Annotated in this window: 24 protein-coding genes; 10 read left to right on the forward strand and 14 right to left on the reverse strand. The window is 65.6% G+C overall.

What is annotated here, in order from left to right; all coding sequences use genetic code 11:
* Positions 1–4 precede the first annotated feature (4 nt).
* The 8 genes from U9J23_RS19840 to U9J23_RS19875 form a co-directional block, all read right to left on the reverse strand.
* On the reverse strand, positions 5–1,282 hold the full coding sequence (locus U9J23_RS19840) for an amidohydrolase family protein (protein WP_326599968.1): 1,278 nt from the start codon (positions 1,280–1,282) through the stop codon (positions 5–7).
* Positions 1,283–1,451: 169 nt separating this feature from the next.
* On the reverse strand, positions 1,452–2,021 hold the full coding sequence (locus tag U9J23_RS19845) for a (2Fe-2S)-binding protein (RefSeq protein ID WP_326599970.1): 570 nt from the start codon (positions 2,019–2,021) through the stop codon (positions 1,452–1,454).
* Entirely contained in the window at positions 2,015–2,830 is an 816-nt protein-coding gene (locus tag U9J23_RS19850; protein ID WP_326599972.1) for an FAD binding domain-containing protein, read from the reverse strand. The genes U9J23_RS19845 and U9J23_RS19850 overlap by 7 nt, the downstream gene beginning before the upstream one ends.
* Positions 2,827–5,013 carry a xanthine dehydrogenase family protein molybdopterin-binding subunit gene (locus U9J23_RS19855; RefSeq protein ID WP_326599974.1) on the reverse strand — a complete coding sequence of 729 codons (2,187 nt, stop codon included), beginning with the start codon at positions 5,011–5,013 and terminating at the stop codon, positions 2,827–2,829. The genes U9J23_RS19850 and U9J23_RS19855 overlap by 4 nt, the downstream gene beginning before the upstream one ends.
* 2 nt (positions 5,014–5,015) lie before the next feature.
* Positions 5,016–6,032 (reverse strand): ABC transporter substrate-binding protein, encoded by a 1,017-nt coding sequence (locus U9J23_RS19860; protein ID WP_326599976.1) that lies wholly within the window; start codon positions 6,030–6,032, stop codon positions 5,016–5,018.
* Positions 6,033–6,079: 47 nt separating this feature from the next.
* A complete protein-coding gene (locus U9J23_RS19865; RefSeq protein WP_229582739.1) occupies positions 6,080–6,817 on the reverse strand; it encodes an ABC transporter permease in 738 nt (245 codons plus the stop codon).
* A gap of 92 nt (positions 6,818–6,909) precedes the next feature.
* Positions 6,910–7,848: an ABC transporter ATP-binding protein gene (locus U9J23_RS19870; RefSeq protein ID WP_265572291.1), complete on the reverse strand. Its 939-nt coding sequence runs from the start codon at positions 7,846–7,848 to the stop codon at positions 6,910–6,912.
* Entirely contained in the window at positions 7,849–9,120 is a 1,272-nt protein-coding gene (locus tag U9J23_RS19875; protein ID WP_229582741.1) for an amidohydrolase, read from the reverse strand.
* A 220-nt stretch (positions 9,121–9,340) separates the two neighbouring features.
* On the opposite strand from U9J23_RS19875, the gene U9J23_RS19880 reads away from it, so the two are divergent.
* Genes U9J23_RS19880 through U9J23_RS19895 form a run of 4 tightly spaced genes read left to right on the forward strand, consistent with a single transcriptional unit; the run spans position 9,341 to position 12,096 of the window.
* On the forward strand, positions 9,341–10,573 hold the full coding sequence (locus U9J23_RS19880) for an aromatic ring-hydroxylating oxygenase subunit alpha (RefSeq protein WP_326599980.1): 1,233 nt from the start codon (positions 9,341–9,343) through the stop codon (positions 10,571–10,573).
* Positions 10,566–11,084 carry a nuclear transport factor 2 family protein gene (locus U9J23_RS19885; protein ID WP_326599982.1) on the forward strand — a complete coding sequence of 173 codons (519 nt, stop codon included), beginning with the start codon at positions 10,566–10,568 and terminating at the stop codon, positions 11,082–11,084. The genes U9J23_RS19880 and U9J23_RS19885 overlap by 8 nt, the downstream gene beginning before the upstream one ends.
* Positions 11,085–11,123: 39 nt before the next feature.
* Entirely contained in the window at positions 11,124–11,447 is a 324-nt protein-coding gene (locus U9J23_RS19890; RefSeq protein WP_326599984.1) for a hypothetical protein, read from the forward strand.
* Between the two features lie 4 nt (positions 11,448–11,451).
* A complete protein-coding gene (locus U9J23_RS19895) occupies positions 11,452–12,096 on the forward strand; it encodes an SAM-dependent methyltransferase (RefSeq protein WP_229582745.1) in 645 nt (214 codons plus the stop codon).
* 43 nt (positions 12,097–12,139) lie between these two features.
* Here the strand turns inward: U9J23_RS19895 and U9J23_RS19900 are convergent, their stop codons facing one another.
* Positions 12,140–12,790, reverse strand: a complete 651-nt coding sequence (locus U9J23_RS19900) for a GntR family transcriptional regulator (RefSeq protein ID WP_229582747.1) — start codon at positions 12,788–12,790, stop codon at positions 12,140–12,142.
* A 240-nt stretch (positions 12,791–13,030) separates the two neighbouring features.
* Here U9J23_RS19900 and U9J23_RS19905 point away from each other — a divergent pair, with 240 nt between their 5' ends.
* Genes U9J23_RS19905 through U9J23_RS19915 form a run of 3 tightly spaced genes read left to right on the forward strand, consistent with a single transcriptional unit; the run spans position 13,031 to position 15,694 of the window.
* Positions 13,031–13,468: a VOC family protein gene (locus U9J23_RS19905; protein WP_229582748.1), complete on the forward strand. Its 438-nt coding sequence runs from the start codon at positions 13,031–13,033 to the stop codon at positions 13,466–13,468.
* Between the two features lie 4 nt (positions 13,469–13,472).
* On the forward strand, positions 13,473–14,873 hold the full coding sequence (locus tag U9J23_RS19910) for a gamma-glutamyltransferase (protein ID WP_229582749.1): 1,401 nt from the start codon (positions 13,473–13,475) through the stop codon (positions 14,871–14,873).
* The gene (locus U9J23_RS19915; RefSeq protein WP_229582750.1) at positions 14,870–15,694 is read left to right on the forward strand and encodes an aspartate dehydrogenase domain-containing protein; all 825 of its coding nucleotides are present in this window, start codon (positions 14,870–14,872) and stop codon (positions 15,692–15,694) included. Before U9J23_RS19910 ends, U9J23_RS19915 begins: the two co-directional genes overlap by 4 nt.
* Positions 15,695–15,704: 10 nt before the next feature.
* On the opposite strand, the gene U9J23_RS19920 is transcribed toward U9J23_RS19915, so the two are convergent.
* Positions 15,705–16,625 carry an SDR family oxidoreductase gene (locus tag U9J23_RS19920; RefSeq protein ID WP_229582751.1) on the reverse strand — a complete coding sequence of 307 codons (921 nt, stop codon included), beginning with the start codon at positions 16,623–16,625 and terminating at the stop codon, positions 15,705–15,707.
* A gap of 171 nt (positions 16,626–16,796) precedes the next feature.
* On the opposite strand from U9J23_RS19920, the gene U9J23_RS19925 reads away from it, so the two are divergent.
* The gene (locus tag U9J23_RS19925) at positions 16,797–18,422 is read left to right on the forward strand and encodes a hypothetical protein (protein WP_326599990.1); all 1,626 of its coding nucleotides are present in this window, start codon (positions 16,797–16,799) and stop codon (positions 18,420–18,422) included.
* A 560-nt stretch (positions 18,423–18,982) separates the two neighbouring features.
* Here U9J23_RS19925 and U9J23_RS19930 read toward each other — a convergent pair.
* The 3 genes from U9J23_RS19930 to U9J23_RS19940 form a co-directional block, all read right to left on the reverse strand.
* On the reverse strand, positions 18,983–20,422 hold the full coding sequence (locus tag U9J23_RS19930) for a sugar transferase (protein WP_326602985.1): 1,440 nt from the start codon (positions 20,420–20,422) through the stop codon (positions 18,983–18,985).
* 280 nt (positions 20,423–20,702) lie between these two features.
* On the reverse strand, positions 20,703–22,751 hold the full coding sequence (locus U9J23_RS19935; protein ID WP_326599992.1) for a heavy metal translocating P-type ATPase: 2,049 nt from the start codon (positions 22,749–22,751) through the stop codon (positions 20,703–20,705).
* A 48-nt stretch (positions 22,752–22,799) separates the two neighbouring features.
* The gene (locus U9J23_RS19940; RefSeq protein WP_230792777.1) at positions 22,800–23,447 is read right to left on the reverse strand and encodes a DUF305 domain-containing protein; all 648 of its coding nucleotides are present in this window, start codon (positions 23,445–23,447) and stop codon (positions 22,800–22,802) included.
* A 190-nt stretch (positions 23,448–23,637) separates the two neighbouring features.
* On the opposite strand from U9J23_RS19940, the gene U9J23_RS19945 reads away from it, so the two are divergent.
* Together U9J23_RS19945 and U9J23_RS19950 are read left to right on the forward strand one after the other, a co-directional pair.
* Complete coding sequence (locus U9J23_RS19945; protein ID WP_326602989.1) at positions 23,638–24,324, forward strand: response regulator transcription factor; 687 nt, start codon at positions 23,638–23,640, stop codon at positions 24,322–24,324.
* Positions 24,321–25,439, forward strand: a complete 1,119-nt coding sequence (locus tag U9J23_RS19950; RefSeq protein ID WP_268654515.1) for a sensor histidine kinase — start codon at positions 24,321–24,323, stop codon at positions 25,437–25,439. Before U9J23_RS19945 ends, U9J23_RS19950 begins: the two co-directional genes overlap by 4 nt.
* On the opposite strand, the gene U9J23_RS19955 is transcribed toward U9J23_RS19950, so the two are convergent.
* The gene (locus U9J23_RS19955) at positions 25,430–25,867 is read right to left on the reverse strand and encodes an SRPBCC family protein (protein WP_088897951.1); all 438 of its coding nucleotides are present in this window, start codon (positions 25,865–25,867) and stop codon (positions 25,430–25,432) included. The two genes, U9J23_RS19950 and U9J23_RS19955, sit on opposite strands and share 10 nt — an antisense overlap.
* Positions 25,868–25,890: the final 23 nt, after the last annotated feature.

The raw sequence follows: 25,890 nt of genomic DNA on the forward strand, positions 1-25,890 counted from the left end.
ATGATCACTGCTCGTGGGATCGGAAGACCCGGCTCTCCCAGGAGCGCGTTGTCGCAATACCCGCGCGTGCGGCAATCGTCTCGGCACGCTCGGATGCAGTGTCCAGCAGATCCGCCTCTGCGTCCTTATCTAGCCAATCGACGATTCCGTCGCGCATCACGACTCGACCATCGATAAGCACCGTGCGGACGTCGCACCCGGACGCTTGCCAAGCAAGCATCGCCGGAATCGAGGACGAGGGGGTCAGGTGAGGTCGTCGCGTGTCGACCAGAACGATGTCCGCTTTGTAGCCGGGGGCAAGACGACCGATGTCGGAGTTCTGGCGAACGGCTCGCGCGCCACCCAACGTAGCGATTTCGATCAGTTCCTCTGCCGTCACGGCCGCGGCATCGCAGTTGACGGCGCGTTGCACCACCCCCAACGCCTTGAGGTCCGCCAGGACATCGCACGCGTCGTTGCAGTTCGCATCATCGGTGCCGATGCCCACGTTGATGCCGGCCTGAAGAAATGCCGGCACGGGTGCGATACCCGATCCGAGGACCCCGTTGCTGACAGGTTGCGTCGAGATCGAAGCACCCGCTCGACGAATCATCCTGATATCGGCAGCGTCGACGTGCACGCAGTGCCCGAGCAACAGACGTGAGTCCAGCAGCCCGTGCGAGTCGAGGAAACGCACGGCGCTCATCTCACTGACGGGCCGATCTCCCGGGGTCTCCGACAAGTGCAGGGCCCAGATGCCGTCGCGCGCTCGGGCAGTGTCGCGACTGAATTCCAGGGCTTGCAACGATGCCGTGCTCGCCGTGGACGGCGATGCACAGACGCGCAGTCGTCCGTCGTAGCCGTTGTCGTGCCGCCGATACATCTCGTCGAGGTCGTTCAGGATCGCTGTGGTGTCCCGCAAAACGCTCGCCGAATAAACGTGCGGTTCCCGGGCGCGCACCGTCTCCATGAAACGAGGCGAGGACGGTCTGAGAGCATCGGTGAACATGCGGGCATAAACAGCGCGTAGCCCCGTCCGTCCGAGTACCTCCACGGCTACGTCGACTGCCGGCAGAGGGTCGAAGGGATGCACATGGTCGTTCAACACGACCGTTGTGACGCCGGAACGGATGCTTTCGAGGCAGAAGAGTTCAAGCGCGACCCGCACATCCGACAACGAGTAGGCAGCCAGGCCGGGGTACAGGTCGTTGAACATCCAGTCGAGCAGATCCCGGTCCTGGTTCCCTCCTGCCCTCAACAGGGACTGGGTCCCGTGGGTATGCGCGTTGACCAGGCCTGGCATGACGACCTGACCACTCGCGTCGATGATCTCCGCTCGGCCGGCACGTCGACCTCTGTATCCCGTCCGACCGCGATGATCCTGTTGCCTTGGACGAGCACCGTGCCGCTGGCGAAGATCTGGCGACGATCGTTCATCGTGAGCACTCGTCCACCCACGATCGCTGTGAAGCTCACGCGGTTGTTCCTGCTACGTCGATTCCTTGCCCATTTCCCGAGAGTTCCTTCGACGCAGCCACCGCTGCGCTCACCACCGCGGCGTAACCGGTGCATCGGCACAGGTGACCGGTCAGAGCGTCCCGGACTTCATCCACAGTGACGACACGTCCTTCTGCGGCGGCTCCTCGAATCAACCATGACAACGTCACGACGATCCCAGGAGAACAGAATCCGCATTGCACAGCGCCGTGCTCCATCATGGCTGCCACCAGAGCGTCCTCGGCGGCGGTAGCAATCGTCGCGATGTCTTTCCTACGAGCGTCGGCGTGCGAAACGAGGCAGGCGGGCACCGGAGTATCGCCGAGAAGAACCGTGCACGACCCGCAATGACCACTCGCGCAACCGAGCGGAACCGTGATGCCGTGGGCATCCAAGACATCCCACACGCTCTCGGTCCCGTTCGACGGCAGGGTGATCGGCCGGCCATCCGCCGTGCAGGCCGGTGGAGCGGCGTCGGCAGGTGCGTCGACAATCACCACGAGCGAATGTGTTTCCGCTCGCGGTATTTCGTCTCGGTTCAACATTCCCGCTCTCCCTTCGACGCGTGCAGCGCACGATGGACACGTTCGGCCAGCCCACTCACGAGTCGCTCCACGTCACTGTCCACTTCGGTTCCGGTGCGGTAGGTTCGCCGGCAGGCCGCGGCAAAGCGTTCCGCTCTGGACGGGTCCTCCAACGACGACTCCGCGTCCTCGATGAACATCGAGCGTCCGCTGATGCCGACGGAAAGAGCTGCACCACAACCCTGTCCGATCGCACCTGCGACGGCGATCTCCGACCGACTCGCGCGGGGACGCACCGACACTCGTTCGAACGCGATTCGCCTGGGCTTGTACAACTCCACTGCGCAGGCCACCTCGCCGTCCGCCAGACCGGCGGGTGGCACCGTCGTCACGTCCATGGTGCGAAGCCCGTCTTCGTCCATGACGAGGAGACGCCCCCTGCACGCAGCCAGAACGGGCACGAGCTCGCGGGGGCCGAACCGAGAAACCACATTGCCCACCACAGTTGCTCGTCGCCGCACCGCGGGTGTCGCGAACCAGGAAGGCTGGACTCCCCCGAACCACGGCACCAATGCCGCATCGGAGATCCTGGCCATCGCTCCGATCCGCACTCGGGTGACCGACTCCGCGAGCGGACCCTCGGAGGCTTCGATCGGCTCGATCGTTCCGGCACCTGGGATGTCCCCGAGATGAATGAGCACCGAGGGTTCCACCCCGGTACTGGTCAACCATGGTTGAACACTGGTTCCGCCTCCGATGATCACGGAGTCGGCAGTCCGAGCGGCATATACGGCTTCGCCCCATGTGGACGCGAACAGATGAGCGGTCATGTGAGCACCCGGCCTGCGCTCGTCGTGGCACGGTGGAGAGGGATGGAATCGATCGTCGCACCCGACGCTGAGCGAACTGCGGCAGCGACCGCAGCGGGAGAGGAGACCAACGGCCCTTCCCCGATTCCCTTCGCTCCGAAGGTCAGATCGGGATGGGCATGTTCGACCACCACCGGCACGACCTCGGGCACGTCCACTGCTCCAGGCATCAGGTAGTCGCCGAACCCGGTCGTGAGCTGGCGACCGGCGACGTCCACCTCTCGTTCTTCCCACAGTGCGAACCCGACCCCTTGGACGGTGCCACCGACGAGCTGCCCCTCGACGGCAACGGGATCGATGGCCCGCCCACAATCCTGAGCACAGACGACCTGCACGACGGAGCAACTACCAGTCAGCTCGTCGACGTCGACGACCGCGCGGTGGGCCATGATCTGAAAGGCCTTGTGGGGACGGTCCGCCGATGTCGACGGTCCGTCGTACGTCACGAATTCCGTCCATGCGGACGGGGGATCACCGGCGAGTACGGCAGCGAGGTCGGCGGTCGTCCACTGCGGGGGTATGGAGAACCCTTTCTCGCGGGCACGTTCGGAGAGTCTTGCGGCGAGTCGTTCTGCGGCACGGGCAGCGGCACCGCCACTCGCCATGGTCTGTCGGCTGGCCTTGCTCCCTCCGGCCGCGGGGAATCGCGTGTCCGCGGTGCGTAAGTGGACGGACAGGCCCGGGAAATGATGACCGACCACGCGACGCAACATCTCGTCGCTGCCCTGACCGACGTCCATGGCCGCCGAGACCACCTCGACTCCTTCGTTCGTCACACGCACCTCCGCGGTGGCGGGGTCCGGCTTCCCGTGCCCCAGTCCCGCGCTCTTCACGCCGATCGCCACACCCCTCCCCCGTCGCATCCCCGGCGCAGGAGAATCCTGTGGCTCTGGCACGGACAGTGCCGCACGGAGAACTTCACGTGGATCGGTGCATCCTTCGAGAGGCTGACCGGTCGTGGCAAGCGGCTCACCGGGTTCGATCAGATTCGCGAGTCGCACGTGCACCGGATCGCAACCGAGTTCGGCGGCCACGGCGTCGACCGTGGATTCGACGAGGAAGCAGGCCTGCGTCGCTCCGAACCCTCGCATCGCACCGGCAGGCGGGTTGTTGGTGTAGACGGTGGTCGTCTCCAGGTCCAGGCTGTCGAAGCGATACAGGCCGGCGCTGAAGTCGTGGACGATCGCTGTCACCGGCAGCGAGGTGTGCGCGTACGCGCCCCCGTCGAGAAGGGTGCGGGTCCGCAGCGAGACGAACCGCCCGTCACCGTCGAAGGACAGTTCGACGTCGGTCCGCATCGGGTGCCTGCTCGGGTGAGCACCGAGTGATTCGCCACGGCTGTAGACCATGCGCACCGGCCTGCCGGTGTGGAGTGCGGCCAGCACGAGATGGGCCTGGACCGTGATATCCTCCCGCCCACCGAACGCCCCGCCGATGCCTGCGTGGTGCACGACGAGGTCGTCTGTGCGCAATCCCAGTCCCCGCACGACCTGCAGGTGGTCGGCGTGCAGGTCCTGCGTGGCCACCCACAGATGAACAGAACCATCCGCCTGCGGCATTGCCAGACCTGCTTCGGGAGCGAGGAAGGCGGCATCCTGTCGACCGGTGCGCCAGCTGCGGCGTACGACGTGCTCGCCGGTGGCGTCACCGCGCCGGGTGTGCAGTCTCGTGACGAGGTTGCCTCCAGGACCGACCTCCGGCGCGTCTGCGTCGAGTGCCCGCCCCGGATCGACCAGCGGAGGCAACGGCTCGACGTCGACGGTGACGGCATTCGCCATCGCCCTGGCCGCGCGCGGCGAGGTCGCGACGACCAGCGCCACCGGCTCTCCGAAGTGCCTGATCTCATGTTGGGTCAGAACGGGTTGGTCCTGCACTTTCGATCCGAGTCGACGCCCCGGAACATCGGCACCCGTCAGCACGGTCACCGCGCCCGGAATCTTCATGGCCGCATACGTTCCCACCAGATTCAGATGTGCTCGCGCCACCGTCGCCCGTACCGTGACGGCGTGCAGCTCGTCTTCGGCGTGAAGCATGGGTGCAAACCGGTACTGTCCGCGCAGCTTGGCTTCGTCCTGGGGACGGACCGCCCGACGGCCGACGGAGGCCGGAACCACCCCGGCCTCCGTCGATCGCTGTGTCTCCATTCCTACGGAACGATCGGCTCGCTCGGGAGGTACTCGAGCGTCACGAACTCCCCCACCGGTCGCGGCTCGGCCAGCCCGGCCTGTTCGAGCACCGACTGCGTCTCGGTGATACCGGCGACCTCGAAGGTGCCGAGTCCGTTCGCCGTGGCATATCCGCCGGTGTAGCCGTCGAAATACGCGTCCATGCTGAACTCGAGTGCTGCAGGATCGACCTCGGGGCACTTGTCCACCAACATCTCGTAGGCGGCATCCCAGTTGTCGAGCACCCACTTGGCGGATTCGGACCACGCCGTGACGTACCCGCGAACAGCGTCGGGATTCTCGGCGAGGTAGCTGTTGTTGGCGACCATCAGGTGTCCGTAGGCGGGGACGTGCTCCTGCATCGGCATGACGGTCAGGTCGGGTCGGGCGTCGAGGATCGCCTGGGTGGACGCGGTCGGATAGAACACCACGAGCGCGTCGAGCGAGCCGCCGAGGAACTCGGCCGTCGTTGCGTCGTCGGCGGGGATGACCTCGACCTTGTCTCCGTCGATGCCGGTGGCCTGCACGTAGGCCTCCCACATCGCGCCCTCGAACTGATCGGTCTGCACGGCGAGTGTCCGGCCCTCGAGGTCGGCCGGTTCCTTGATGTCGGAGGACGCCAGGATCGTGACGGGTCCGGATGTGGCAGCGGCCCCCACGATGGTGACGGGGAGTCCCTGGCCGGCGCCGATGATGGTGGGTGCGGCGCCGAGCACTCCGAGATCGAACTCGCCGGCAGCCACCATCGGCACGGTGTCGGATCCGCCCTGCCCTCGGTCGTACGACAACGCGATGCCGTGCTTCTCGAAGATTCCCTGTTCGAGTCCCGCGTGGACCACCGACCAGTCGCCCGAACACGTCCATTCGAAGGCCATCGACAACGGGGTGAGTCCGTCTTCACGGGCTTCGGCATCCGATTCGCCGCAGGCGGAGAGGAGAAGGGTGGCCGACAGGCCGGCGGCAGCTATCGCGCCGGTGCGACGGGCAGACAGAGACATGGCTACTCCAGGGGTTGAGGGAGAGATCGGCTCGAGGGAGGGGCGGATCAGCGCACGACGGTCTTCCACGGAACGACGACACGCTCGAGCCAGACACATACGTTGAAGAACACGATGCCGACGAGGCAGGACAGCAGGGCCAGAACGAATACCGCGGCGGTGTTCAGCTGCGCCGAGTAGACGGTGATGAGATATCCGAGTCCTTCACGGGACCCGATGTACTCGCCGAGCAGCGCACCGACGACCGCACCGGGTGCGGCCACACGGAACGAGGAGAACAGGTACGGCAGGGCGTTGGGGATGCGCACCTGCAGCAGGATCGACAGCTCACTGGCATTGGCGAGCTTCATGACGCTCACCAGATCTTCGTCGACGGACATCAGCCCGTGGGCGACGTCGACCAGAATCGGGAACACTGCGATGAGGAAGGAACAGATGATGATGGGGATCGCGTTGCGTCCGAACCAGATGATCAGCAGGGGTGCGATCGCGACGGTGGGCATCACCCGGATGACGTTGAGGAACGGGTAGACGAGCTCCTCGAACAGCGCACTGCGCGCCATGAGAACGGCGAGGGCCACGCCGACGACCACGGCGACACCGAACCCGCCCAACGCCATCACGGTGGTGGCGATCAGCCCGTCGACGAACAGGCCGGCATTGTCGACGAAGGCTGTGATCATTTCCGTCGGCGCCGGGAGGATGTAGAGGGGGATGTCGAAGGCCTCCACCACCACCTGCCACAGCACGACCGCCAGTCCGAGCACCAGCCACGATCGTGTCATCTTGAACAGACGGACGGCGATCCCGGAGCGAGTTGCCGGGGGGATGACCGCCCGCACAGGTGGCTTTGCAAGAACGGGAGCAGCAACGGTTGTCATCGGTTCTTCTCCAGACACAGGCGAATACGCTGAGAGATTGCGGCGAACTCACGAGAATCCTTGAGCTCGTTGCGGCGCGGGCGCGGAAAGTCGACGGGGATGGTGTCCGCGACGCGGCCCGGATAGGAGGACATCACCACCACTCGGTCGGACAGGAAGATCGCTTCGGTGATCGAATGGGTCACGAGCACGATCGAGACGTGGGTGTTCTCCCAGATCCTCAGCAGCTCGGTGTGCATCTCGTCGCGGGTGATCTCGTCGAGCGCGCCGAACGGCTCGTCCATCAGGAGAACCTCCGGTTCCATCATCAGCGCCCGCGCGAGGGATACGCGCTGACGCTGACCACCGGAGAGCTGCTTGGGATAGCGCTTCTCGTATCCACCCAGACCGACGAGTTCGAGCTGCTCCGAAGCCGTTCGGGTGGGCTTCCGAGTACGTCCGCGGGCGACCTCGACCGGCAGGGTCACATTCTTCTCGACGGTGCGCCACGGGGCGAGCACCGCTTCCTGGAAGACCATGCTGATAAGGCCCGACTTGCGGGCTTCCTCGGGGGTGCGTCCCATGACCGACAGGTCTCCCTGCACGGACGCATTGGGCAGAAGGCCGGCGATCGCACGCAGGATCGTCGACTTGCCGCAGCCGGAATGCCCGACGATCGAGACGATCTCACGCGCGCCGACCTCGAGATCGGCGCCTTCCACTGCAACGACCGCGCTGTCTCCACGACCGTGGACGATGCACACATCCTGCAGGCGGACTCGCTCCTCACCTGCCGTAGCGACCGGTTCGGCGCGACCGACGTAGGGCTGAGTTAACCCAGGCACGCTTCCTCCTGTAGGAATTCGGGTCGGCAGAGCGCCGATCGATATTGAATGTTGTATCCAGAAGTCTTTACGACAAAGGGCTCGAACGGTTTCGGTGATGTTTCGAATCACCTAGGCACGGAGACGGTCCATGATCACCGAGATCGCCGCTACGACACCGAGCGACACCGCGTGTCGCGGGTGCGGAGCGAAGCGCGCATCGTGATTGCGTGGCGGCGGGGTGTCCGCCTCGAAGAGTTCCTGTTCCTGGACCCCGAAGTTCCATATGACGGAGGGGACTCCGAGTCGCCGCCCGTAGTGACAGAAGTCGTCGGCGGCCGGGAACGGATCCTGGGGCACGACGACCTGTTCCGGCCCGAAGATCGGAGCAAGCGCGTCCACCACCCCTGCCGCCAGACTCTCGTCGTTGAAACAGGCTGGGATGTCGAATAATTGTTCGATCTCGATGGTCACACCATGAGCTGCCGCCTCCCCTTCGAGGACGCGCAACATCGAGGCTTCGACCACGTCGGTCACAGCCGGTTCGAACGTGCGCGCCGACACGGTGAACACCGCCTCGGCGGGGATGATGTTCTCCTTGGTGCCGGCGTGGAAGGTGCCGACCGTCAGTACCGCCATCCGAAACGGATCGACCGCACGGGAGACGACGGTCTGCAGTGCGCCCACCATCGAGGCGGCGGCGACGATCGGGTCGCGTGCCAGATGAGGGCGTGACGCGTGTCCGCCGATGCCCCGCACCGTCGCCTTCCACGATCGCTGGCGGGAGAGGAACCATCCGGGTCGGCACACGACTCGACCGAGCGGCGCACTGGTGACGTGCTGCGCGTAGACGACGTCGGGCAGCGGAACATCCTGTCCGGCAATTCCGTCCAGCACGTCGTCGAGCACCTGCACGGCACCCCGGCCCGTCTCCTCGGCCGGCTGGAAGACGCCCACCACGGTGCCACGCCAGCCTTCGCGGGCACCATCCAGATACCGGAGGGCACCCACGAGGGCCGCGGTGTGCACGTCGTGGCCGCAGGCGTGCATGACCCCGACGACCTCGCCACCATCGAGCACGGCCGTGGCCTCGCTGGCGTACGGAAGACCGGTCGCTTCCCGAAGCGGGAGCGCGTCGGTGTCCGCACGCATCCACGCCACCTGCCCAGGACCGTTGCGCAGCACGGCCACCAACCCGGTGTCTGCGCATTCGTGCACTTCGACGCCGGTGCCGGCGAGTGCTGCGGCCACGGTGCGCTGGGTCCGGTACTCCGCTCCGGACAGTTCCGGATGCCGGTGAAGGTCCTGGTACAGCGCCACCACATCCGGCAGCAGCGGAGCCGGATCGATCCCCTGCGCGGCAGCCCGCGCGAGAATCATCGCCACCGACGTATCGGTGTCCACAGAAGGTACGGCTGTCTCCAACGGGCGACCTCGTTCGAATACTGGATACAAAATGGGGTTGGTCTCGATTACTCGTTTCTTCGACAGCCACATCCTGACAGAGGTAGACGGAGGTCGAAACATGCGACAGGAGACGTTTTCTCACGCGTCACACGACGACACATCTGCGTAACTCCCGGTCTCTAACTTGGATACAACATCCTGGAGTGAGGAGCGAACCGTGAAGAGGCCCCTGAGTCCGCGCGCCATCGCGGCCGCCGAGAAAGTCTTGTCCGACGTCGACGGATGCACCGACTCCGTCGCCACCGCGCGACTGCTTCCCCCCGACGTGTACACCAGTGAAGACTTCTGGGAGTTCGAGAAAGAAGCGATCTTCTCCCGCGAATGGCTGTGCATCGGCCATGTGAACGAGATCGCCGAACCCGGCGACCAACTCCCCCTCACGATCCTCGACGAACCCATCGTCATGCTCCGCGACCTCAGCGGAGAGATCCGAGTGATGTCGGCGGTCTGCCAGCACCGCGGGCAACCGCTCTTCGGTGGTCTCGCCGGAGAAGAACGCGACGCCGCATCCCCCTGCCTCAACGGGCGCAGAATGAAGTGCCCGTACCACAACTGGCAGTTCGAGCTCGACGGCCGGCTCGTCGCGGCGCCGTCGATGACCGAGACCGTGCCGGTGAAGCGGTTGCGCGAAACGATCCGGCTCCCCCAGATCCGCCACGAGATCTTCCACGGTCTCGTGTTCATCAACTTCGACGACGACGCCGAGCCCCTGGCTCCCACCGTGCAGCGGATGGACGAGGAACTGTCCACCTTCGGGCTCGAAGAACTGGTGCCGATGCCGGCCTTCGTGTTCTCCGATCAGAAGTGGAACTGGAAGATCCACCACGACAACGCACTCGAGCCGTACCACACCAGCTACGTCCATCGCGGTGTGCACGAGGCCGCCCCGGCCAAGAACGCGCGCTTCTACGATTTCGAGGAGGGTGACGGTCAGATCATGCACCCCACCTATCTCCTCGACGAAAATGCCGGGCTCGCAAGCACCGACGGCAAACGCACCACTCCGATCATCCCGGGCCTGACCGACGAACAGCGCAAGCGGGTGATGTTCGCATCGATCCCGCCGATGCTGTTCTCCATCCTCCAGCCGACCTTCGTGCAGCTGGCGATGATCCACCCCACGGGTCCCGGTTCGATGGACCTCCGTCGCGTGAACCTCTACCCGAAGTCCGCGGTCGAAGAACCCGGATTCCAGGAGGCCTACGAGAAGTTCATGCAGCGCAAGGAACTGGCGATCCATCAGGACGCCGTCACCACCGCTGCGCTCCAACAGGGTCTGCGTTCGCGCTACGCCCCTCGCGGACCGCTGTCCTGGATGGAATCGAACATCCCGCAACTCAACCAGTGGCTCATCGAGCGCTACCGAAAGGCCTTGACCGCCGATGTCTGAGACGACCTACCTCACCGACCCCACCGCCCTCGACGCGATCCTGCACCGCCTCGACGTGCTCGAATCCCGCGAGGCGATCACCGGCCTCATGGTCGACTACATGGCCGCCACCGACTCGAAGGCCGACAAGGGCATCAAGGTCGCGCGCCTGTTCACCGAGGACGGCGCCTGGGAAAGCGTCGGCCCCCACGGCAACCCCGGATGGGCTGCGGTCGGCCACGAGGCCCTGACCAAGAAGTTCGACCGCAACGTCGAACGCATGCCCTTCTCCGCGCACTTCGTCACCAACCCGTCGATCGACCTCGACGGCGACGTCGCCCGCGGCCGCTTCATGTACTTCCAGGCCTGCACCTACCGCGCCGACCAACCACTGTGGATCGCCGGCTCGTACGACAACGACTTCCGCCGCGTCGACGGCAAGTGGCTCATCTCGTACATGCGCGTCCACAACTTCTTCACCACCCCGTTCGACCAGGGATGGGTGAAGGTCCCCCACATGGACACCCCCTAGCAGCTTCCACGTCTCCGCAGCACAACGAACAGGACATCGATGTCGACCTACCGCCACCAGATCCTCCGCAACCTGAAGTTCGGAACACTCCCCGCCTTCATGGAGGCGCAGAAGGAGAAGAACGAACTGCTCGCCGCCGCCGGCCTCACCCCCTACTCGGTGTGGGCACCGGCGTTCGGCGGTCTCCACCACATGGTGCTCGAGGCGTACTTCGACACGATGGCCGAGTTCGAACGCCAGCATCTCGCGCAGAAGCAGATCCCGCAGATGTCAGCCATCAATGCCCGCCAGCTCGACTGCGTCATCGAAGGATCCGCCGAGGACCGCCTCCAGCGGGTCGGCCTGGACGCGGCGAAGGCATGACGCCGTGCCTCCCCTGACCGAGCAGAGCTGGTACGAGTGGCACGCGCCCTACGACGCGCTCGACTCCGCCCAGACCGATCGTCTCGCCGCTGTCCAGGATCTCCTGTACGACGCGCTCGGCAGCTCACCGCCCGGTGCCATCCGGGCGGTGAGCGCCTGCTCCGGGCAAGCGCGCGACCTGCTGCCCGTCCTCGTCCACCACCCGCGGGGCGCCGACGTCTCGGCCCGGATGATCGAGAAGGATCCGCTCAACGCGTCCTTCCTCCACGGAGCCCTGGGAAGCACCCGGCTCGTCGACGTCGACGTGCTCGAAGCCGATGCGGGCAACACCGCGGCGTATGTGGGTGCGGCACCTGCCGATCTCGTCGTCCTGGGCGGAGTGTTCGCCAATATCGGTGCCGGCGACGCGGAACGCACGGTCGATATGCTGCACTCGCTCTGCGCGCCGGGCGCACAGGTGGTGTGGACGACTTACGGCACCAACGGAACGGACCCCGATCGGATCCTCGCCCTGCTGGCCGGCGCAGACTTCGACACCGTCGAGATCCATCGCTCCACCGAGCACGGATGGACAGCAGCCGCCCACCGCTACCGAGGCACCGGCCGGCCCCTACCCGCCGACGTCCAGTTCTTCGACTTCATCGCCTGACACCTCGGGTGTCGCTTCGACACGATCGGTGCCGATCACCGGGTCAGCCCCGGTGATCGGCACCGCCCTGATTGACGTGCCGCTCGGTCAGGTGTCGCCGCATCAACATCATCGCCAGTTCGGAATCCCGATCGAGAGTCGCGGTGATGATGGCGGCGTGCTCGGACCACGACGGTTCCACAGCGGTGCTCTTCCCCCCGACGAGATGCCGGGCCTGGTTCCGGACCGAACGCAGCACATCGGCAAGGAAACGGGATCCGCCTCCCTCGCTGAGCACTTCGTGGAAGTCGTCGTTGAGAGCGTCGAGCGCCTCACGGTCGCCTCGTGTCTCGGCCGCGCGACCCTCGTCGAGCAACCTGCGCAGCGTGTCGCGCACCTCCGGATCGGCAGTCTCGATGGTGCGCCGGACAGCTATCAGCTCGAGCGCGACCCGCATTTCACGCACGGCGTCGAGCTCGCGCTGGTCGAGTTCCACGACCCGGACGCCCCGTCGCGGCAGCGACTCCACCAGCCCTTCGGCCTCCAGTCGCCGGAATGCTTCGCGCACAGGAAGACGCGAGACACCGAGACGGTCGGAGATGTTCAGCTCGGACAATCGTTCGCCCGGCTGCAACTCACCGTCGAGAATGAGCCGACGGAGCTCGTCGACAGTCTCGTCGCGGAGGGAACGGTGGCGAGATCCTACGGACGGCATGGCTCCTCGCTCGATTCTCTGGTGCGCAACAGCTTTTGGATACGCATGGGATGGGAGTGCTGCGATCGTACCCGACCACACTCCGATATGGGAGCGCTCGCGGATCGTTGGATCGCGGCGGCCGGGAAACCAATTCGATTCGCAGGCAACGACATAAAGAGGAACCCGGACCGGTCGCCGGAAACATATCGTTCACCATCAAACGCATTGACCGTAACGAACTTTGGATACAACATACCAATGACCGTCACCTACTCCCACATCGCAGCCACCACCCAGGGCGTCGTCGACGTCAAGCAGCTCGACCACATCGTTCTGCGGGTCAAGGACCCCGAGACCTCCGTCCGCTGGTACGTCGAGAAGTTCGGCTTCCTCATCCATCGACTGGACGAATTCCGCGCCGGCACCGTCCCTTTCCCCTCCGTCGAGATCCGCCCCGGACAGATCCTCGACCTCGACGCACGCCAGCCCCCGACAGGCACGAACGTCTCCCATTTCGCCATCGAGATCGAAGAGACCGATCTCGTCGCCCTCGCCTCCTCCGGCGCATTCGAGAAGATCGAAGGTCCGTTCCGACGCTGGGGCGCCCGTGGCCCCGCAGATCTCGTCTACGTGACCGACCCCGACGGCCACGTGATCGAACTCCGCCACTACGGACCCAGCCAGATTCAGGAGTGAGCACATGACCGGTCTGCACGCCCGCACCTGCATCGCATCGGGCCGCACCGGCGCGGTCGCGGCAGGATCGAGTGCGGCTGCGGCGGTAGGAGCCGAGGCGCTGCGCGACGGCGGCAACGCGTTCGACGCCGCCGTCGCCGCAGCGCTCACCGAAACCGTTGCGCTACCCTCGAAATGCGGACTGGCCGGCGACCTGGTGGCCCTCGTCGTCACCCCGGGACATGCCGAACCCCGCTCGCTGGTCGCACTCGGCGGCGCGGCAGCCGGACTGTACGACGCCGCAGCGGCCGTCGACTGGAAGGTACCGCCCACCGGCCCGATGTCCGTCGGAATCCCCGGCGCACCCGCGGGCTACGCCGACCTTGCCGCGCGGGGCCGCCTGTCGCTCGCCCGACTGGCGGCACCCGCCATCGAACTCGCACGAGCAGGCATGTGGTGGTCCCCGATCAACGCGGTGCTCGAAGCCGAATCCCGAGAGTTGCTGGCAACCTACCAACCGGAAGGTTGCCGATACTCACCCCGATCCGGTGCCCACTCCGTCGGCGACACCGTCGCCCTGCCCGGGCTGGCCCTGGCACTCGAGGAGTTCGTTGCACGCGGAGCCGAACTCTTCCACCACGGACCACTGGCCGAGGCAGTCGTCTCGACGGTCGCGCGGCACGGAGGCGTCGTCGACAACGCCGACCTTCGTACCGCACGCGCCGACGAACAGACCGCGCTCGACAGCCGGATCGCCGGTGACGACACCCGGGCACTGTGGGTCACCCACCGACCCACCTACGGCGTCGCGCTGGCCGATGTCCTCGCCAAGACCCCACCCTCCGACATGACGCCGACAGCCGTGGCAGCGAGTCTCGCACTGCTGAATCGCGGCGAACTCGGCACGGACGAAGGCACTTCCACGGTCGCCGCCGCCGACAGCGAAGGGAACGCCGTGGTGATCGTGCATTCGAACTCGTTCCCCCGGTACGGCAGCGGCATCGTGGTCCAGGACTACGACCTCGTCCTCTCCAATCGTGCGGGTCGCGGCTTCACCTTCGCTCCCGACCACCCCAACTCTCCGTCACCCGGCCGTCGGCCATTGACGACCCTCCACGCTTGGGGTGTCCGGCACGACAAGGGATGGCTTCTCGGTGCCACCCCCGGCGGGCAGCAGCAGGTCCCGTGGAACGCCCAGCTACTCGGTCTTCTGCTGTCGGGCCCGCAGACGCTGGACTCCGACCGGTTGTCGGATGCGCTGACGATGCCCCGGTGGCTGCTCGACGCCGACGGCTCGGTACGGATGGAAGGACGGGACATGAGACCTCTGAGCGCACGGTCGTCACACACACTCGTCCGGACTTCACGCGACGACCTGACCGCAGCGGCCGATCCTCGCTGGGATTCGACGGCGGTGGCGGTATGACGAACACACTGCCGGCCCCCGCTGTCCGACGCACGCAGCGCTCTACCTTGTCGGTCTGCGTCGCCGGCGCAGGCGCGATCGGCCAGGCGGTCGCGGACGCGCTCTCGGCCAATCGCGTGCCGGGCGCAACCCTCACCGCGGTACTCACGTCCCGCAGCAGCACCGACGACGTGGAGAGAGCAATCGACGCCAGCGACATCATCGTCGAAGCGACGACCGTCGCCGCAGCCCGAAGCCTGGTTCCCCGAGTCACCCGACGAGGAAAGGACATCGTCGTCTGCTCCTCCGGAGTACTGGCGGAGTACGACACCGTCGACGACCTCCGCGGAGGCACCGGTCGCGTACTGCTCCCCACCGGAGCACTCGGTGGATTCGACATCCTGTCTGCGGCCGCGCGGGCCGGAACCCGCGATGCGCGCGTCCGCCACACCACGATCAAACGACCCTCCGCGCTCGGCGTCGACGAGCCACTCACCTCGCCGCGCGAGATCTTCACAGGCAGCGCTCGCGAAGCAGCACTCGCATTCCCCCGAACGTCGAACTCGTCCGTGGCACTGGCGTTGGCGACGATCGGCCTCGACCGTGTCGAAGTTGTCGTGGTCGCCGACCCGGACGCGACGAACACGCGCCACATCGTGGAATGGAGTTCACCGGTCGGGAATTACGAGCTGACCTTCACCAACGCGGTCGATCCCACATCGGGAGGTCGCACGTCCGCGATCACGGCGTGGTCCGTGACCGCGGTCGTCGCGGCACTGCTCCAAGGTGTGGGTTCGGGTGCGGTGGTGCTCGACTCGAACCTGTCCCCCGTCGCGGAGTGAGACAACTTGTCTACGGCGAGGGCATCCCGCCGTTGACGTGGATCGTCGCGCCCACGACGTAGCTCGATTCCGGGGACGCCAGGAACACGTAGGCCGGCGCCAGTTCGGTCGGCTGCCCCGCACGTCCGAGCGGGGTGTTCTGACCGAATTCGGGCAGCTCTTCCTTCGGCTGACCGTCCGACGGCTGCAACGGCGTCCAGATCGGTCCGGGCGCAACCGCATTCACACGGATGCCCTTCTCCGCCAGCTGGGTCGCCATGTTCTTCGTGAAGTTGTTGATCGCGGCCTTCGTCGACGAGTAGTCGATCAACGACGGCGATGGCTGGTACGCCACGATCGATGTGGTGTTGATGACCGTCGAGCCCGGCTGCAGATGCTTCAACGCTGCGCGCGTGGTGCGGAACATCGCGAGGATGTTCACCTGGAAGGTCTGCTCGAGCTGATCGTCGGGCAGGTCGTCGAGTCCCTCGACCGCAATCTGCTTGCCGGCATTGTTCACCAGGATGTCCAATCCGCCGAGCTGCTCGACTGCCTGGTTGACGACATCCGTGCAGAACGAGGCATCCGTCAGGTCGCCGGGGAGAGTAACTGCCTTGCGACCGCTCTCGCTGATGATGCGCGCGACGTTCTTGGCATCGGGCTCTTCGTCCGGCAGGTACGAGATCGCGACGTCGGCACCCTCCCGCGCGAACGCGATGGCAGTAGCAGCGCCGATGCCCGAGTCCCCACCGGTGATCAGTGCCTTACGCCCTTCGAGCCGGCCCGTGCCTCGGTACGAGAATTCGCCGATGTCCGCCTTGGGCACCATGTCGGCGTCGAGGCCCGGTTCGGGCTGGTCCTGCTTCGGCGGCGAGATGGACGGGTAGCGAGTAGTCGGATCCTGGAACTTCAGTTGATCGGTCTTATTGGTGTGCACGTCTTGTTCAGCCATGAGTACCGCCTGTGAATCGGTGATTGTTCGAAGTGCTCGAGAGTTCGTTGCACATGGGCTTCCCGGGGGGACGGGCCCGCAAACGCCGCTGGCCGTCCCCCGAATGGAGGACCGACAAATCGGACATCTCATGGCAGAATGCCCCAAATTGTCGACCGAAGGGCATGGGGGATGACGCTCGTATACCGCGCGATCTGGCAGGATGATCGACTTGACCTAGCCGATGACGTGCAGAAACTGTTCGCACGATGGGTCAAGGAACGATCCGGTGGGAAGATCTCGATCGATGGCCCAGGAAAGCAGTCCGCAGAGATCGGCACACTCGGATCACCGTCCCAACTCGACGTCACGAGTGAAGTGGTCGAGGGCAAGAACGGCCGACCCGCTATCGTCCGCAATTCCTATGTTCTGGTGACTCATCACGGAGAGCGGTGGCACACCCTTGTCCGAGCATGGAACGACGGATCAGGTGGTTGGTGCTGGGTCGACAACTCGGTGGTCGGCGACCAGACGTTGCACGCACGCTCGATCGATGTCATTGCGCCGCTGATCGCTCGCGACCTGATCAGCACCGGTATCAATGCACGTGTCGGAGATTTTCCGCTCTCGGTGGAGGCGCTTCGATTCAGCGGTCCGGGTGCGGCGGACAGGTTGGCCGAGATGATCACCACCTTCGCATGGCGGCTTCCTGTCGTAGTGTTCGCGCGTTCCCGACACCTCACGGAGCCTGGTTACGAACCTCAGTCGACCATCATCGAGGAAACGGCACGACGACTCGCCGGTATCGCCGTAGTCGTGGACGCCGACGAAGATGTCGCCGCGGAGATGTCCGAACTGGTGGGTGAAGGTTTCGGCGTGTTCAACGGTGCGTTCCGTATCTACGCCCGCAACGTCGATCCTGCCGACCCCGGAAATGCTTTCCGGCACAGATACTTCACCGCAGATCGGTACAGGTGGGACCGGAAGCGCGCTGCAGTCCTGGCAGGTCGGATGGCTGGACCGGAATCGACCCTTCGTCGGCCCCCGCCCGAGTTCGATGCCATCAAGGAACGACTCAATCGAGCGCGAGCAGGCATCGACAACTACGAGAAGATGTTCAACGAACTCGGGACAGAGTTCGACGAGGTGAAGGCCGAAGTCCGCGAATTGCGGCGCGAGCGGTCCGACCTTCAGGAGTGGGAGCAGGAAGCGGAACGGCTCGAAGCCCAGCTCGACTACGCGAAGAAACTCCTGATCGTCAATGGCATCTGCGATGACTTTCGACTCGATGAGGAAGGAAGGTTCCGCGAGAAGCCGCCCCGGTCGTCCCGCGAGGTGGCCACCATGGTTCGGAAGTACCTGCACGATCGGGTCGAGTTGCACTCGGAAGCGCTTCGCGGCGACAAGGTCATGGACCGGAACAGTGCGAGTGCCTCGTGGGCACAGACTGCATGGCAGGGATTCAAGGCGCTGTATGCCTACGGCGAGTACATGGCGGAGAACCCGGGGCAGAACGTCGACTTCTTCACCTGGTGCAGTGGGCCCCACAACCGTTCGGGGTGGACGCGTGACAAGACGGCGCGTGGCGAATCCGGCGCGACGATGGACAAGAGAGGAAAGACGAGGATCTTTCCCGTCTCGGTGAAACTGTCACGCAACGAAGAGATGGAGATGGTGCAGCATCTGAAGATCCAGAGGAAAGGCGAAGGGGACATCCCGCGCGTGTACTTCGTGTACTCGCCGCGGACGAAGAAGGTCCATGTGGGGTTCTACGGTCCGCATGAGCTCGTGCCGAACACGAAAAGTCGCAAGAGGTAGACCGACCGATAGGACCACTGTGGCCCTATCGAGCCTCAACCCTTTCCTGCCCTGCGCGCATGCTTCGTGAAGGTGTACCTGCGTCGTTTGGTGCCGTGCCTTCGACGCCGAATCCCCTTCGATGACGGGCGCTCCCCCTCGACCGGTGACTGCGCGTCTCGCAGGACGGGACGGGCGGCCAGGTCGAGAGCCGACCAGCGCTCAGCGGGGGCTTCGCGTTCGTCGCGCGTGCGGATGATCCGACCGAGAATCATCGCGGCGGCAACGGACACGACAGCCCAGCCCAGCACCACCCACAGAATCCAATGCACGACTTGGACAACGGTCCAAGTTTCGGCCTTGTTACATGGTCAGGCGGACTTCACCCCGAACTTCACCCCGTTTCTTGGTTATCGAGGGTCCCGACCTCGGGAAAGTGGCCGCGAAGAATAGAGACCCCGCCGGAAGGGCATGCGAGTAACCTTCCGGCGGGGCTCGACGTCACCGTGCAGGGGACGGCGACAGACTGTGACACTACTGCGTAGTTGATCTTGAAGCGAGGATCGCTCCCGTGACGAGGGTCAGTACGCGCCTTCGCTCGCGACGACCGCCTTCACGGTCTTCATGATGATCAGCACGTCGGAGACCATGGACCAGTTCTCCACGTACGACAGATCCAGGCGCACCGACTCGTCCCACGACAGGTCCGAGCGGCCACTGACCTGCCAGAGGCCCGTCACACCGGGACGCACCAGCAGACGACGCTTGACCCGACCGTCGTAGCTCTCCACCTCGCGACGCAGCGGCGGACGCGGACCCACCACGCTCATCTCGCCGCGCACGACGTTGATGAACTGCGGCAACTCGTCGAGGCTGAACCGACGCAGGACCCGGCCCACACGGGTGACGCGCGGGTCCTCCTTCATCTTGAAGAGCAGGCCGGCGCCCTCGTTCTGATCGAGCAATTGGTCGACCAGCTTGTCGGCGTTCTGCACCATCGAGCGGAACTTGATCATTCCGAACGGAGTTCCGTCGAGGCCGATGCGCTCGGACCTGTAGAAGATCGGGCCGCCGTCCTCGAGCTTGATGAGCAGCGCTACGACAGCGAAGACCGGAGCAAGGCACAGCAGCGCGCCAAGCGAGAACACGAGGTCGAACAGACGCTTCCCGCTGCGCTTGGCACCGTGATAGCTCGGCTTCTCCACATGGATCAGCGGCAACCCGGCAACCGGACGCATCTCGATGCGCGGACCGGCGACATCGACGACGCCGGTCGCCACCACCAGATCGGCACGCTCGGGTTCGAGCTGCCACAGCAGGTCGCGGATGCCTTCGTGGCCGAGGGTCTCGGTGGCGGTCACCGCGACGGTGTCGGCACCCGAGGCACGCAGCGCCTCGACGACGGTGTTCTCGTCGCCGTGGATCGGGATCTGCCGACCGTCCACATCGATGCTCTCGCCCGGCACACCGGAATAACGCGGCACGCACACACCCACCACGCGATAACCCTCGCCGCTGCGGCGCTGGAACGTGCTGGCCATGTGACGAACTGCGCGAGCGCCACCCACCACCAGCACCGACGTCGTGAACTCGCCCTTCCGGCGCCGGCGTGCGACGGCTCGTCGCCAGACCCACCGGAAGAACAGCAGACCCGCCAGACCGACGGGCAGAGCGATGGCGAGATAACCGCGCGCGAGTTCCATCCGGAAGATGAGCGCCACGATGGCAACGAGGCCGAAAAGATTGAGCGTCGCCGAGACGACGCGCTGATACTCCTCGAAGCCGGCGCCGATCACCCGCCTGGAACGTGTACGGAACAGCGAAAGAAATGCGATCCACGCGACGCCGAGCGCAATGGAGATCAACGTGTAACTCAGCGTTCCGACGCCGTCCATGGTGACGAGCGAATCCTGGCCGAACCGCATGACATGCGCGAGCGCGACAGCCAGCACGACGACCAGAGCGTCGGTCACGAACAGAGTGTTGACGTAGGACTTCTGCCAGCCCCACCTGGTGGACATCCGATTGCCGTCCGGCTCACCGACACTGGCGTCGATATCCGAAAGGTCATGTACAGCATCGTCGTTCGTCTGACGAACGGTGGTCATGACGGAAGAACCCTCATAGCGTGTCTCCTCCCCGAGACGTTTCGACGTTCGAGCACCCCCCTGCACTCGGACGTCGACAACCCCGTATATCGAAGCCACGTCCTCCGTAGCGGCTCCGATACGTTATGCGATTGAGATCGTCTCACAGAATTGTTGCTTGCGCGCGACAACAAAAGAGAAGTTATCGAGAAACTCATCCGTTGGTAGCGTGCCCGGGGTCGAGGTCGAGGCGCCGGAGCGTTTGGGCATTGAGCGCGACGACGATCGTCGATGCCGACATGAGGACCGCGGCGAGAGCCGGCGAGATCGCAACGCCTGCGAACGCCAGCACACCGGCCGCCAACGGAACTGCGACGACGTTGTATCCGGTTGCCCACAGCAGGTTCTGCCACATCTTGCGGTAGCTCGCGTGCGAGAGCTCGACGATCGACAGCACCGCTCGCGGATCGTTCGCGGCGAGGACGACGCCGGCCGACTCGATCGCGACGTCCGTGCCGGCCCCGATCGCGATGCCGACGTCGGCCCTCGCGAGGGCAGGTGCGTCGTTGACGCCGTCACCGACCATCGCGACGGTGTGCCCGCGCTTCTGCAGCTCGGCGACCTTCGCGTCCTTGTGTTCCGGAAGCACTTCCGCGAACACTTCGTCGATGCCGAGATCCGCAGCCACGGCGTCGGCCACCTGCTGGGCATCTCCGGTGATCATCGCGACCGTCACGCCGCGCGCATGCAGAGCATCGACGGCCTGCCGAGATTCCTCGCGCACGGTGTCCTCGAGCGCCACCGCGCCGAGCACCTGACCGTCGGAGGCGACGTGCAGCACGGACGCGCCGCGGCGCACCCATCCTTCGGTGACTGCGGCGACGTCGTCGGGCACCGACAGTTGCAGGGAGTTCAGCATGGACGGTCCGCCGATCGTCACCTCCGCCCCGTCGACCAGTCCGCGCACGCCGCGGCCGGGCAACGAGCGAAAGTCCGTCACTGTCATCCGCTCCGCCGACGGCACTCGGGCGTCGGCAGCAGCCACGATGGCTCGCGCGACCGGGTGTTCGCTGTCGGCTTCGACCGCTGCTGCCCGGGCGAGCAGATGCTCCTCGTCCGTTCCTGTCGTGGCGACGACACCGGTGACCTCATGCCTGCCCTGCGTGAGGGTGCCGGTCTTGTCGAACAGCACCGCGTCGACGGTGCGCATACGTTCGAGCGCCAACCGGTCCTTTACGAGTACACCCGCCCGCGCCGCGCGCTCGGTCGAGATCGCAATCACCAACGGAATCGCCAGACCCAGCGCGTGGGGGCAGGCGATGACAAGGACGGTCACGGTGCGCACCACGGCTTCGTCGAGATTGCCGAGCAACGTCCACACGAGGAAGGTGAGAGCACCCGCGATGGCTGCGAAATAGAAGAGGAAGGCCGCGGCACGATCCGCCAGCGCCTGAGCACGGGACGAGGACGCCTGAGCATCGGCGACCATGCGTTGGATGCCGGCCAACGCGGTGTCCTCCCCCACCGCCGTGATCCGTACCCGCAGCGCGCTGTCGGTGGCGATGGTGCCCGCGACCACCGTGTCGCCGACGTCGCGGGTGACGGTCTTGGATTCACCGGTGACCATCGACTCGTCGACCTCGGCGGTGCCGTCGATGACCGTGCCGTCGGCGGGCACACGTGCGCCCGCGCGCACGAGCACCACGTCGTCGAGAGCCACGTCGTGCAGCGGCACCTCGACCACACCGTCGTCGGTGACCTTCTCGGCGGTATCGGGCAGCATCGCGGCCAGTGCTTCGAGTGCTCCGGAGGCCGAACCCAGCGCCCGCATCTCGAGCCAGTGACCGAGCAGCATGATGACGATCAGCAGCGCCAGTTCCCACCAGAAGTCCAGGTCGAAACCGCCGACCTCGAGAGTCGTGGCCCACGACGCGACGAAGGCGACCGTGATCGCCATGGCGATGAGCAGCATCATCCCCGGTTGGCGGGAACGTAGTTCGGCCCAGCCGCCGGTCAGGAACGGCACGCCGCCGTAGAAGAAGATCACCGTGCCCAGTACCGGTGGGATCCACTCGACGCCCGGAACATCCGGAAGGTGATAACCGAAGAGCTCGGCGACCATGTGGCTGAAGACGACGACCGGCACCGACAGGATCAGACTGACCCAGAACCGTCGCCGGAACATCTCGCCGTGCGCGCCGTGCCCCGCGTGACGATCGTGGCCGGCGTGCTCGTGGGTGTGTTCGTGCACCTGCTGGGACATCGACAGCTCCTGACTCGGCCGGCGGGACGAACCCGCGACGCGGATCGGCTACAGAGTGGTCAACAACTGACGCATCGTGTCGATTTCCTTTTGCTGGGTGTCGGCGATGGTGCGGGCCAGCTCGACGGTATCGGGGTACTGCCCGTCCTCGATCTCGTCCTGCGCCATCTCGATCGCTCCCTCGTGGTGGACGATCATCTGCTCCAGATACAGGCGGGCCGCGTCGACACCCTGCGCGTCGGACAGTGCCTGCATGTCCTGCTCGCTCATCATCCCGTCCATGTGCGGCATGTCGTCCATGTGCGGCATGCCGGGCATGTCGAGTCTGTCCATCCGGGGAGTGTCCTCCCTGTGCATGGGCGGCATGCCCCACTCGTCGAGCCACGCCTCGAACTGCTCGATCTCGGGTTGTTGCTCTGCCTTGATCTGCTCGGCCAGCGCCCTCACCGGCTCCGGGATGCCGTCCTTTGCCAGCAGCATGTCGCTCATCTCGATGGCCTGCGCATGGTGCGGGATCATCATGCGCGAGAACATCACATCGTCCTGGTCGAACCGCGCGGAGTTCGCCTCGGCGGATGTCGGAGCCGAAGTGGCGGTCGCCGTGGTTGCTTCGTTGCCACTGGAATCACTGCACGCAGACGTCGTGAATGCCACTGCCAGCGCGATCGCACCGGCGGCCAGAGCCTTCTTGTTCATGGCATCCACCCTCGCGTGTGCGCTCCCGGGTTCCGGTGGAGATCTCATGAAGATTTGCTCAAGAAGTGCGGGCACATCGTCAGCACCACGGCGGGTGACGATGATGGATCCCATGCCTTCCTCTGTTCGCCCGACGGGACCATCCGGCGGATCCACACCCGCCCCGAGCTCGACCGGCCGGATGCGAGCCATGGTCGTCGAGGACGAGGAGTCGTTGGCGAAGCTCGTGGGTTCGTATCTCGAACGCGACGGCTTCGACGTGACGATCACCGGCGACGGATCCGAGGCCGTGACCCTCGCGCGGCAGGTCGACCCCGACATCCTGGTGCTCGACCTCGGCCTACCTGGACTCGACGGTGTCGAGGTGTGCCGGCAGCTGCGAACCTTCTCCGACGCGTACGTCGTGATGCTCACCGCGCGCACCGAGGAAGTCGACACCCTGATCGGTCTGTCCGTCGGGGCAGACGACTACCTGACGAAGCCGTTCAGCCCGCGCGAACTGATGGCCCGCATCCAAGCGATGCTGCGTCGTCCTCGGACCACCGCGCGGGTCGTAGCGTCCGCGAGTCGGCAGACCCGGACGTTCGGGGAGCTGTCCATCGATGTCGACGGACGGGAGGTCGCCGTGCGCGGCACACCGGTCGCGCTCACCCGCACCGAGTTCGACGTCCTCGCTGCCCTGGCGCAGGACCCAGGAGTCGTGTTCACCCGGGCGCAGCTCATCGCGGCCGTGTGGGGACAGAACTGGGTCGGCGACGACCACCTCGTGGATGTGCACATCGGCCATCTGCGCCGCAAACTCGGCGACGATGCGAACCAGGGACGTTTCGTGCGCACCGTCCGCGGCGTCGGCTACCGGATGGGTACAGGACGATGACGTCCCGCTCCCCCACCGCGACGAGTTTCGGCACCCGCCTGTTCCTCGCGCTCGTCGCCGTCGTCGTCGGATGTGCCGTCAGCGCATGGCTGGTCGCGTCCGCTCTCGCTCCCGGGATCTTCCACGACCATCTCGGACAAGCGGGCATCGATCACGATTCGAGCCAGGCCGCCCACGTCGAAGAAGCCTTCACCTGGGCCATCGTCCTCGCGTGGGGTCTGGCGGTCGCGATCGCGGTGCTGTTGGCCTCGGCGGTCAGTTGGTACATCGCGCGACGGATCCAGCGTTCGCTCGACACGGTGACCACCTCCACCGCGCAGATCGCCGGAGGTCGTTACGACACCCGCGTCCCCAGCCCCGAGCTCGGCCACGAATTCGACGAACTGGCAACCAGTTTCAACGAGCTGGCACGACGCCTCGAAGCCACCGAAATCACAAGGCGCAGAATGCTCGCCGACCTCGGGCACGAAATGCGCACACCCATCGCCACACTCGACTCCTATCTGGAAGCACTCGAGGACGGCGTCCGCACTCTCGACGACGACACCCGGCAGATTCTGCGAGCCGCCACCCACCGGCTGAACCGCCTGGCACAGGACATCACCGCGGTCTCCCGGGCGGAAGAGCACCTCACCCGCATCCATCGGGTGCCCACTACCACCGGCACCCTCGTCGCCACGGCGGTCGACGCGGTGCGCGAGCAGTACGACGGCAAAGGCGTGACGTTGCAGGCCGACGTCGTCGAATCTGCGCCGGTGACGGTCGATCCCGACCGGCTCGGACAGGCGCTGGCGAACCTGCTGGACAACGCCCTACGGCACACACCGGCAGGAGGAAACGTCACCGTCGCCACTCGCATCCTGGGCCGCGACCGAACGGAGATCACCGTGACCGACACGGGCGCCGGCATCGCGCCCGATCACCTCGACCACCTCTTCGACCGGTTCTACCGCGCGGACACCGCCCGCGACCGGAATCACGGCGGCAGCGGCATCGGCCTGACGATCGCGCGGGCACTCGTCGAAGCCCACGCCGGTCGCATCCACGCGCACAGTGAGGGACCGGGCTGCGGAGCCCGGTTCACTCTGGAACTGCCGACGGCGAGTCAGGCGTAATTGGACAGGACGAACTCGGTCAGCCCCTTCCGGACCGCTTCGACCGCATGCTTCTGCCCGCGCTTCAGCACGAAGCCGGGAACCGGAACCTTCGGTTCGAGCGACATGGTGACGTGCACCCGGGTGCCGCGCGCGATCTGTTCGAGGGCGTACTCCCCGTCCTGGCTGCGCTGCATCGCACTGTCGACGAGCGTCCACGACGTCGAACTCTCCGTCCACGAATGCTCGATGGTCTGGGTATCGGAGAAGCCGAGCAGCGACAGGGTCATGCGGATCCGGAGCGGCCGGCCGTCGTCATCCCGGGTGAGCACCTCGACGCTCTTGTGCGCCGACGACCACTCGGGAATGCGCTCGACATCCTTCAGGGCGCGCATCACCTGCTCGGGTGTGGCCTCGATGTCGAATCGATCGGAGACGCTGGCCGCCATGTCGGGTCCTCCTCGTCGGAAAC

Source organism: Rhodococcus sp. PD04, assembly GCF_035918275.1.
GTDB classification, from domain to species: domain Bacteria; phylum Actinomycetota; class Actinomycetes; order Mycobacteriales; family Mycobacteriaceae; genus Rhodococcus; species Rhodococcus rhodochrous.

Excerpts from the sequence above, each read along its gene's own strand:
- U9J23_RS19840 (WP_326599968.1), bottom strand. The coding sequence starts at position 1,282 with ATGCCAGGCCTGGTCAACGCGCATACCCACGGGACCCAGTCCCTGTTG.
- U9J23_RS19845 (WP_326599970.1), bottom strand. The coding sequence starts at position 2,021 with ATGTTGAACCGAGACGAAATACCGCGAGCGGAAACACATTCGCTCGTG.
- U9J23_RS19850 (WP_326599972.1), bottom strand. The coding sequence starts at position 2,830 with ATGACCGCTCATCTGTTCGCGTCCACATGGGGCGAAGCCGTATATGCC.
- U9J23_RS19855 (WP_326599974.1), bottom strand. The coding sequence starts at position 5,013 with ATGGAGACACAGCGATCGACGGAGGCCGGGGTGGTTCCGGCCTCCGTC.
- U9J23_RS19860 (WP_326599976.1), bottom strand. The coding sequence starts at position 6,032 with ATGTCTCTGTCTGCCCGTCGCACCGGCGCGATAGCTGCCGCCGGCCTG.
- U9J23_RS19865 (WP_229582739.1), bottom strand. The coding sequence starts at position 6,817 with ATGACACGATCGTGGCTGGTGCTCGGACTGGCGGTCGTGCTGTGGCAG.
- U9J23_RS19885 (WP_326599982.1), top strand. The coding sequence starts at position 10,566 with ATGTCTGAGACGACCTACCTCACCGACCCCACCGCCCTCGACGCGATC.
- U9J23_RS19890 (WP_326599984.1), top strand. The coding sequence starts at position 11,124 with ATGTCGACCTACCGCCACCAGATCCTCCGCAACCTGAAGTTCGGAACA.
- U9J23_RS19900 (WP_229582747.1), bottom strand. The coding sequence starts at position 12,790 with ATGCCGTCCGTAGGATCTCGCCACCGTTCCCTCCGCGACGAGACTGTC.
- U9J23_RS19905 (WP_229582748.1), top strand. The coding sequence starts at position 13,031 with ATGACCGTCACCTACTCCCACATCGCAGCCACCACCCAGGGCGTCGTC.
- U9J23_RS19910 (WP_229582749.1), top strand. The coding sequence starts at position 13,473 with ATGACCGGTCTGCACGCCCGCACCTGCATCGCATCGGGCCGCACCGGC.
- U9J23_RS19915 (WP_229582750.1), top strand. The coding sequence starts at position 14,870 with ATGACGAACACACTGCCGGCCCCCGCTGTCCGACGCACGCAGCGCTCT.
- U9J23_RS19920 (WP_229582751.1), bottom strand. The coding sequence starts at position 16,625 with ATGGCTGAACAAGACGTGCACACCAATAAGACCGATCAACTGAAGTTC.
- U9J23_RS19925 (WP_326599990.1), top strand. The coding sequence starts at position 16,797 with ATGACGCTCGTATACCGCGCGATCTGGCAGGATGATCGACTTGACCTA.
- U9J23_RS19930 (WP_326602985.1), bottom strand. The coding sequence starts at position 20,422 with ATGTCCACCAGGTGGGGCTGGCAGAAGTCCTACGTCAACACTCTGTTC.
- U9J23_RS19935 (WP_326599992.1), bottom strand. The coding sequence starts at position 22,751 with ATGTCCCAGCAGGTGCACGAACACACCCACGAGCACGCCGGCCACGAT.
- U9J23_RS19940 (WP_230792777.1), bottom strand. The coding sequence starts at position 23,447 with ATGAACAAGAAGGCTCTGGCCGCCGGTGCGATCGCGCTGGCAGTGGCA.
- U9J23_RS19945 (WP_326602989.1), top strand. The coding sequence starts at position 23,638 with ATGGTCGTCGAGGACGAGGAGTCGTTGGCGAAGCTCGTGGGTTCGTAT.
- U9J23_RS19950 (WP_268654515.1), top strand. The coding sequence starts at position 24,321 with ATGACGTCCCGCTCCCCCACCGCGACGAGTTTCGGCACCCGCCTGTTC.
- U9J23_RS19955 (WP_088897951.1), bottom strand. The coding sequence starts at position 25,867 with ATGGCGGCCAGCGTCTCCGATCGATTCGACATCGAGGCCACACCCGAG.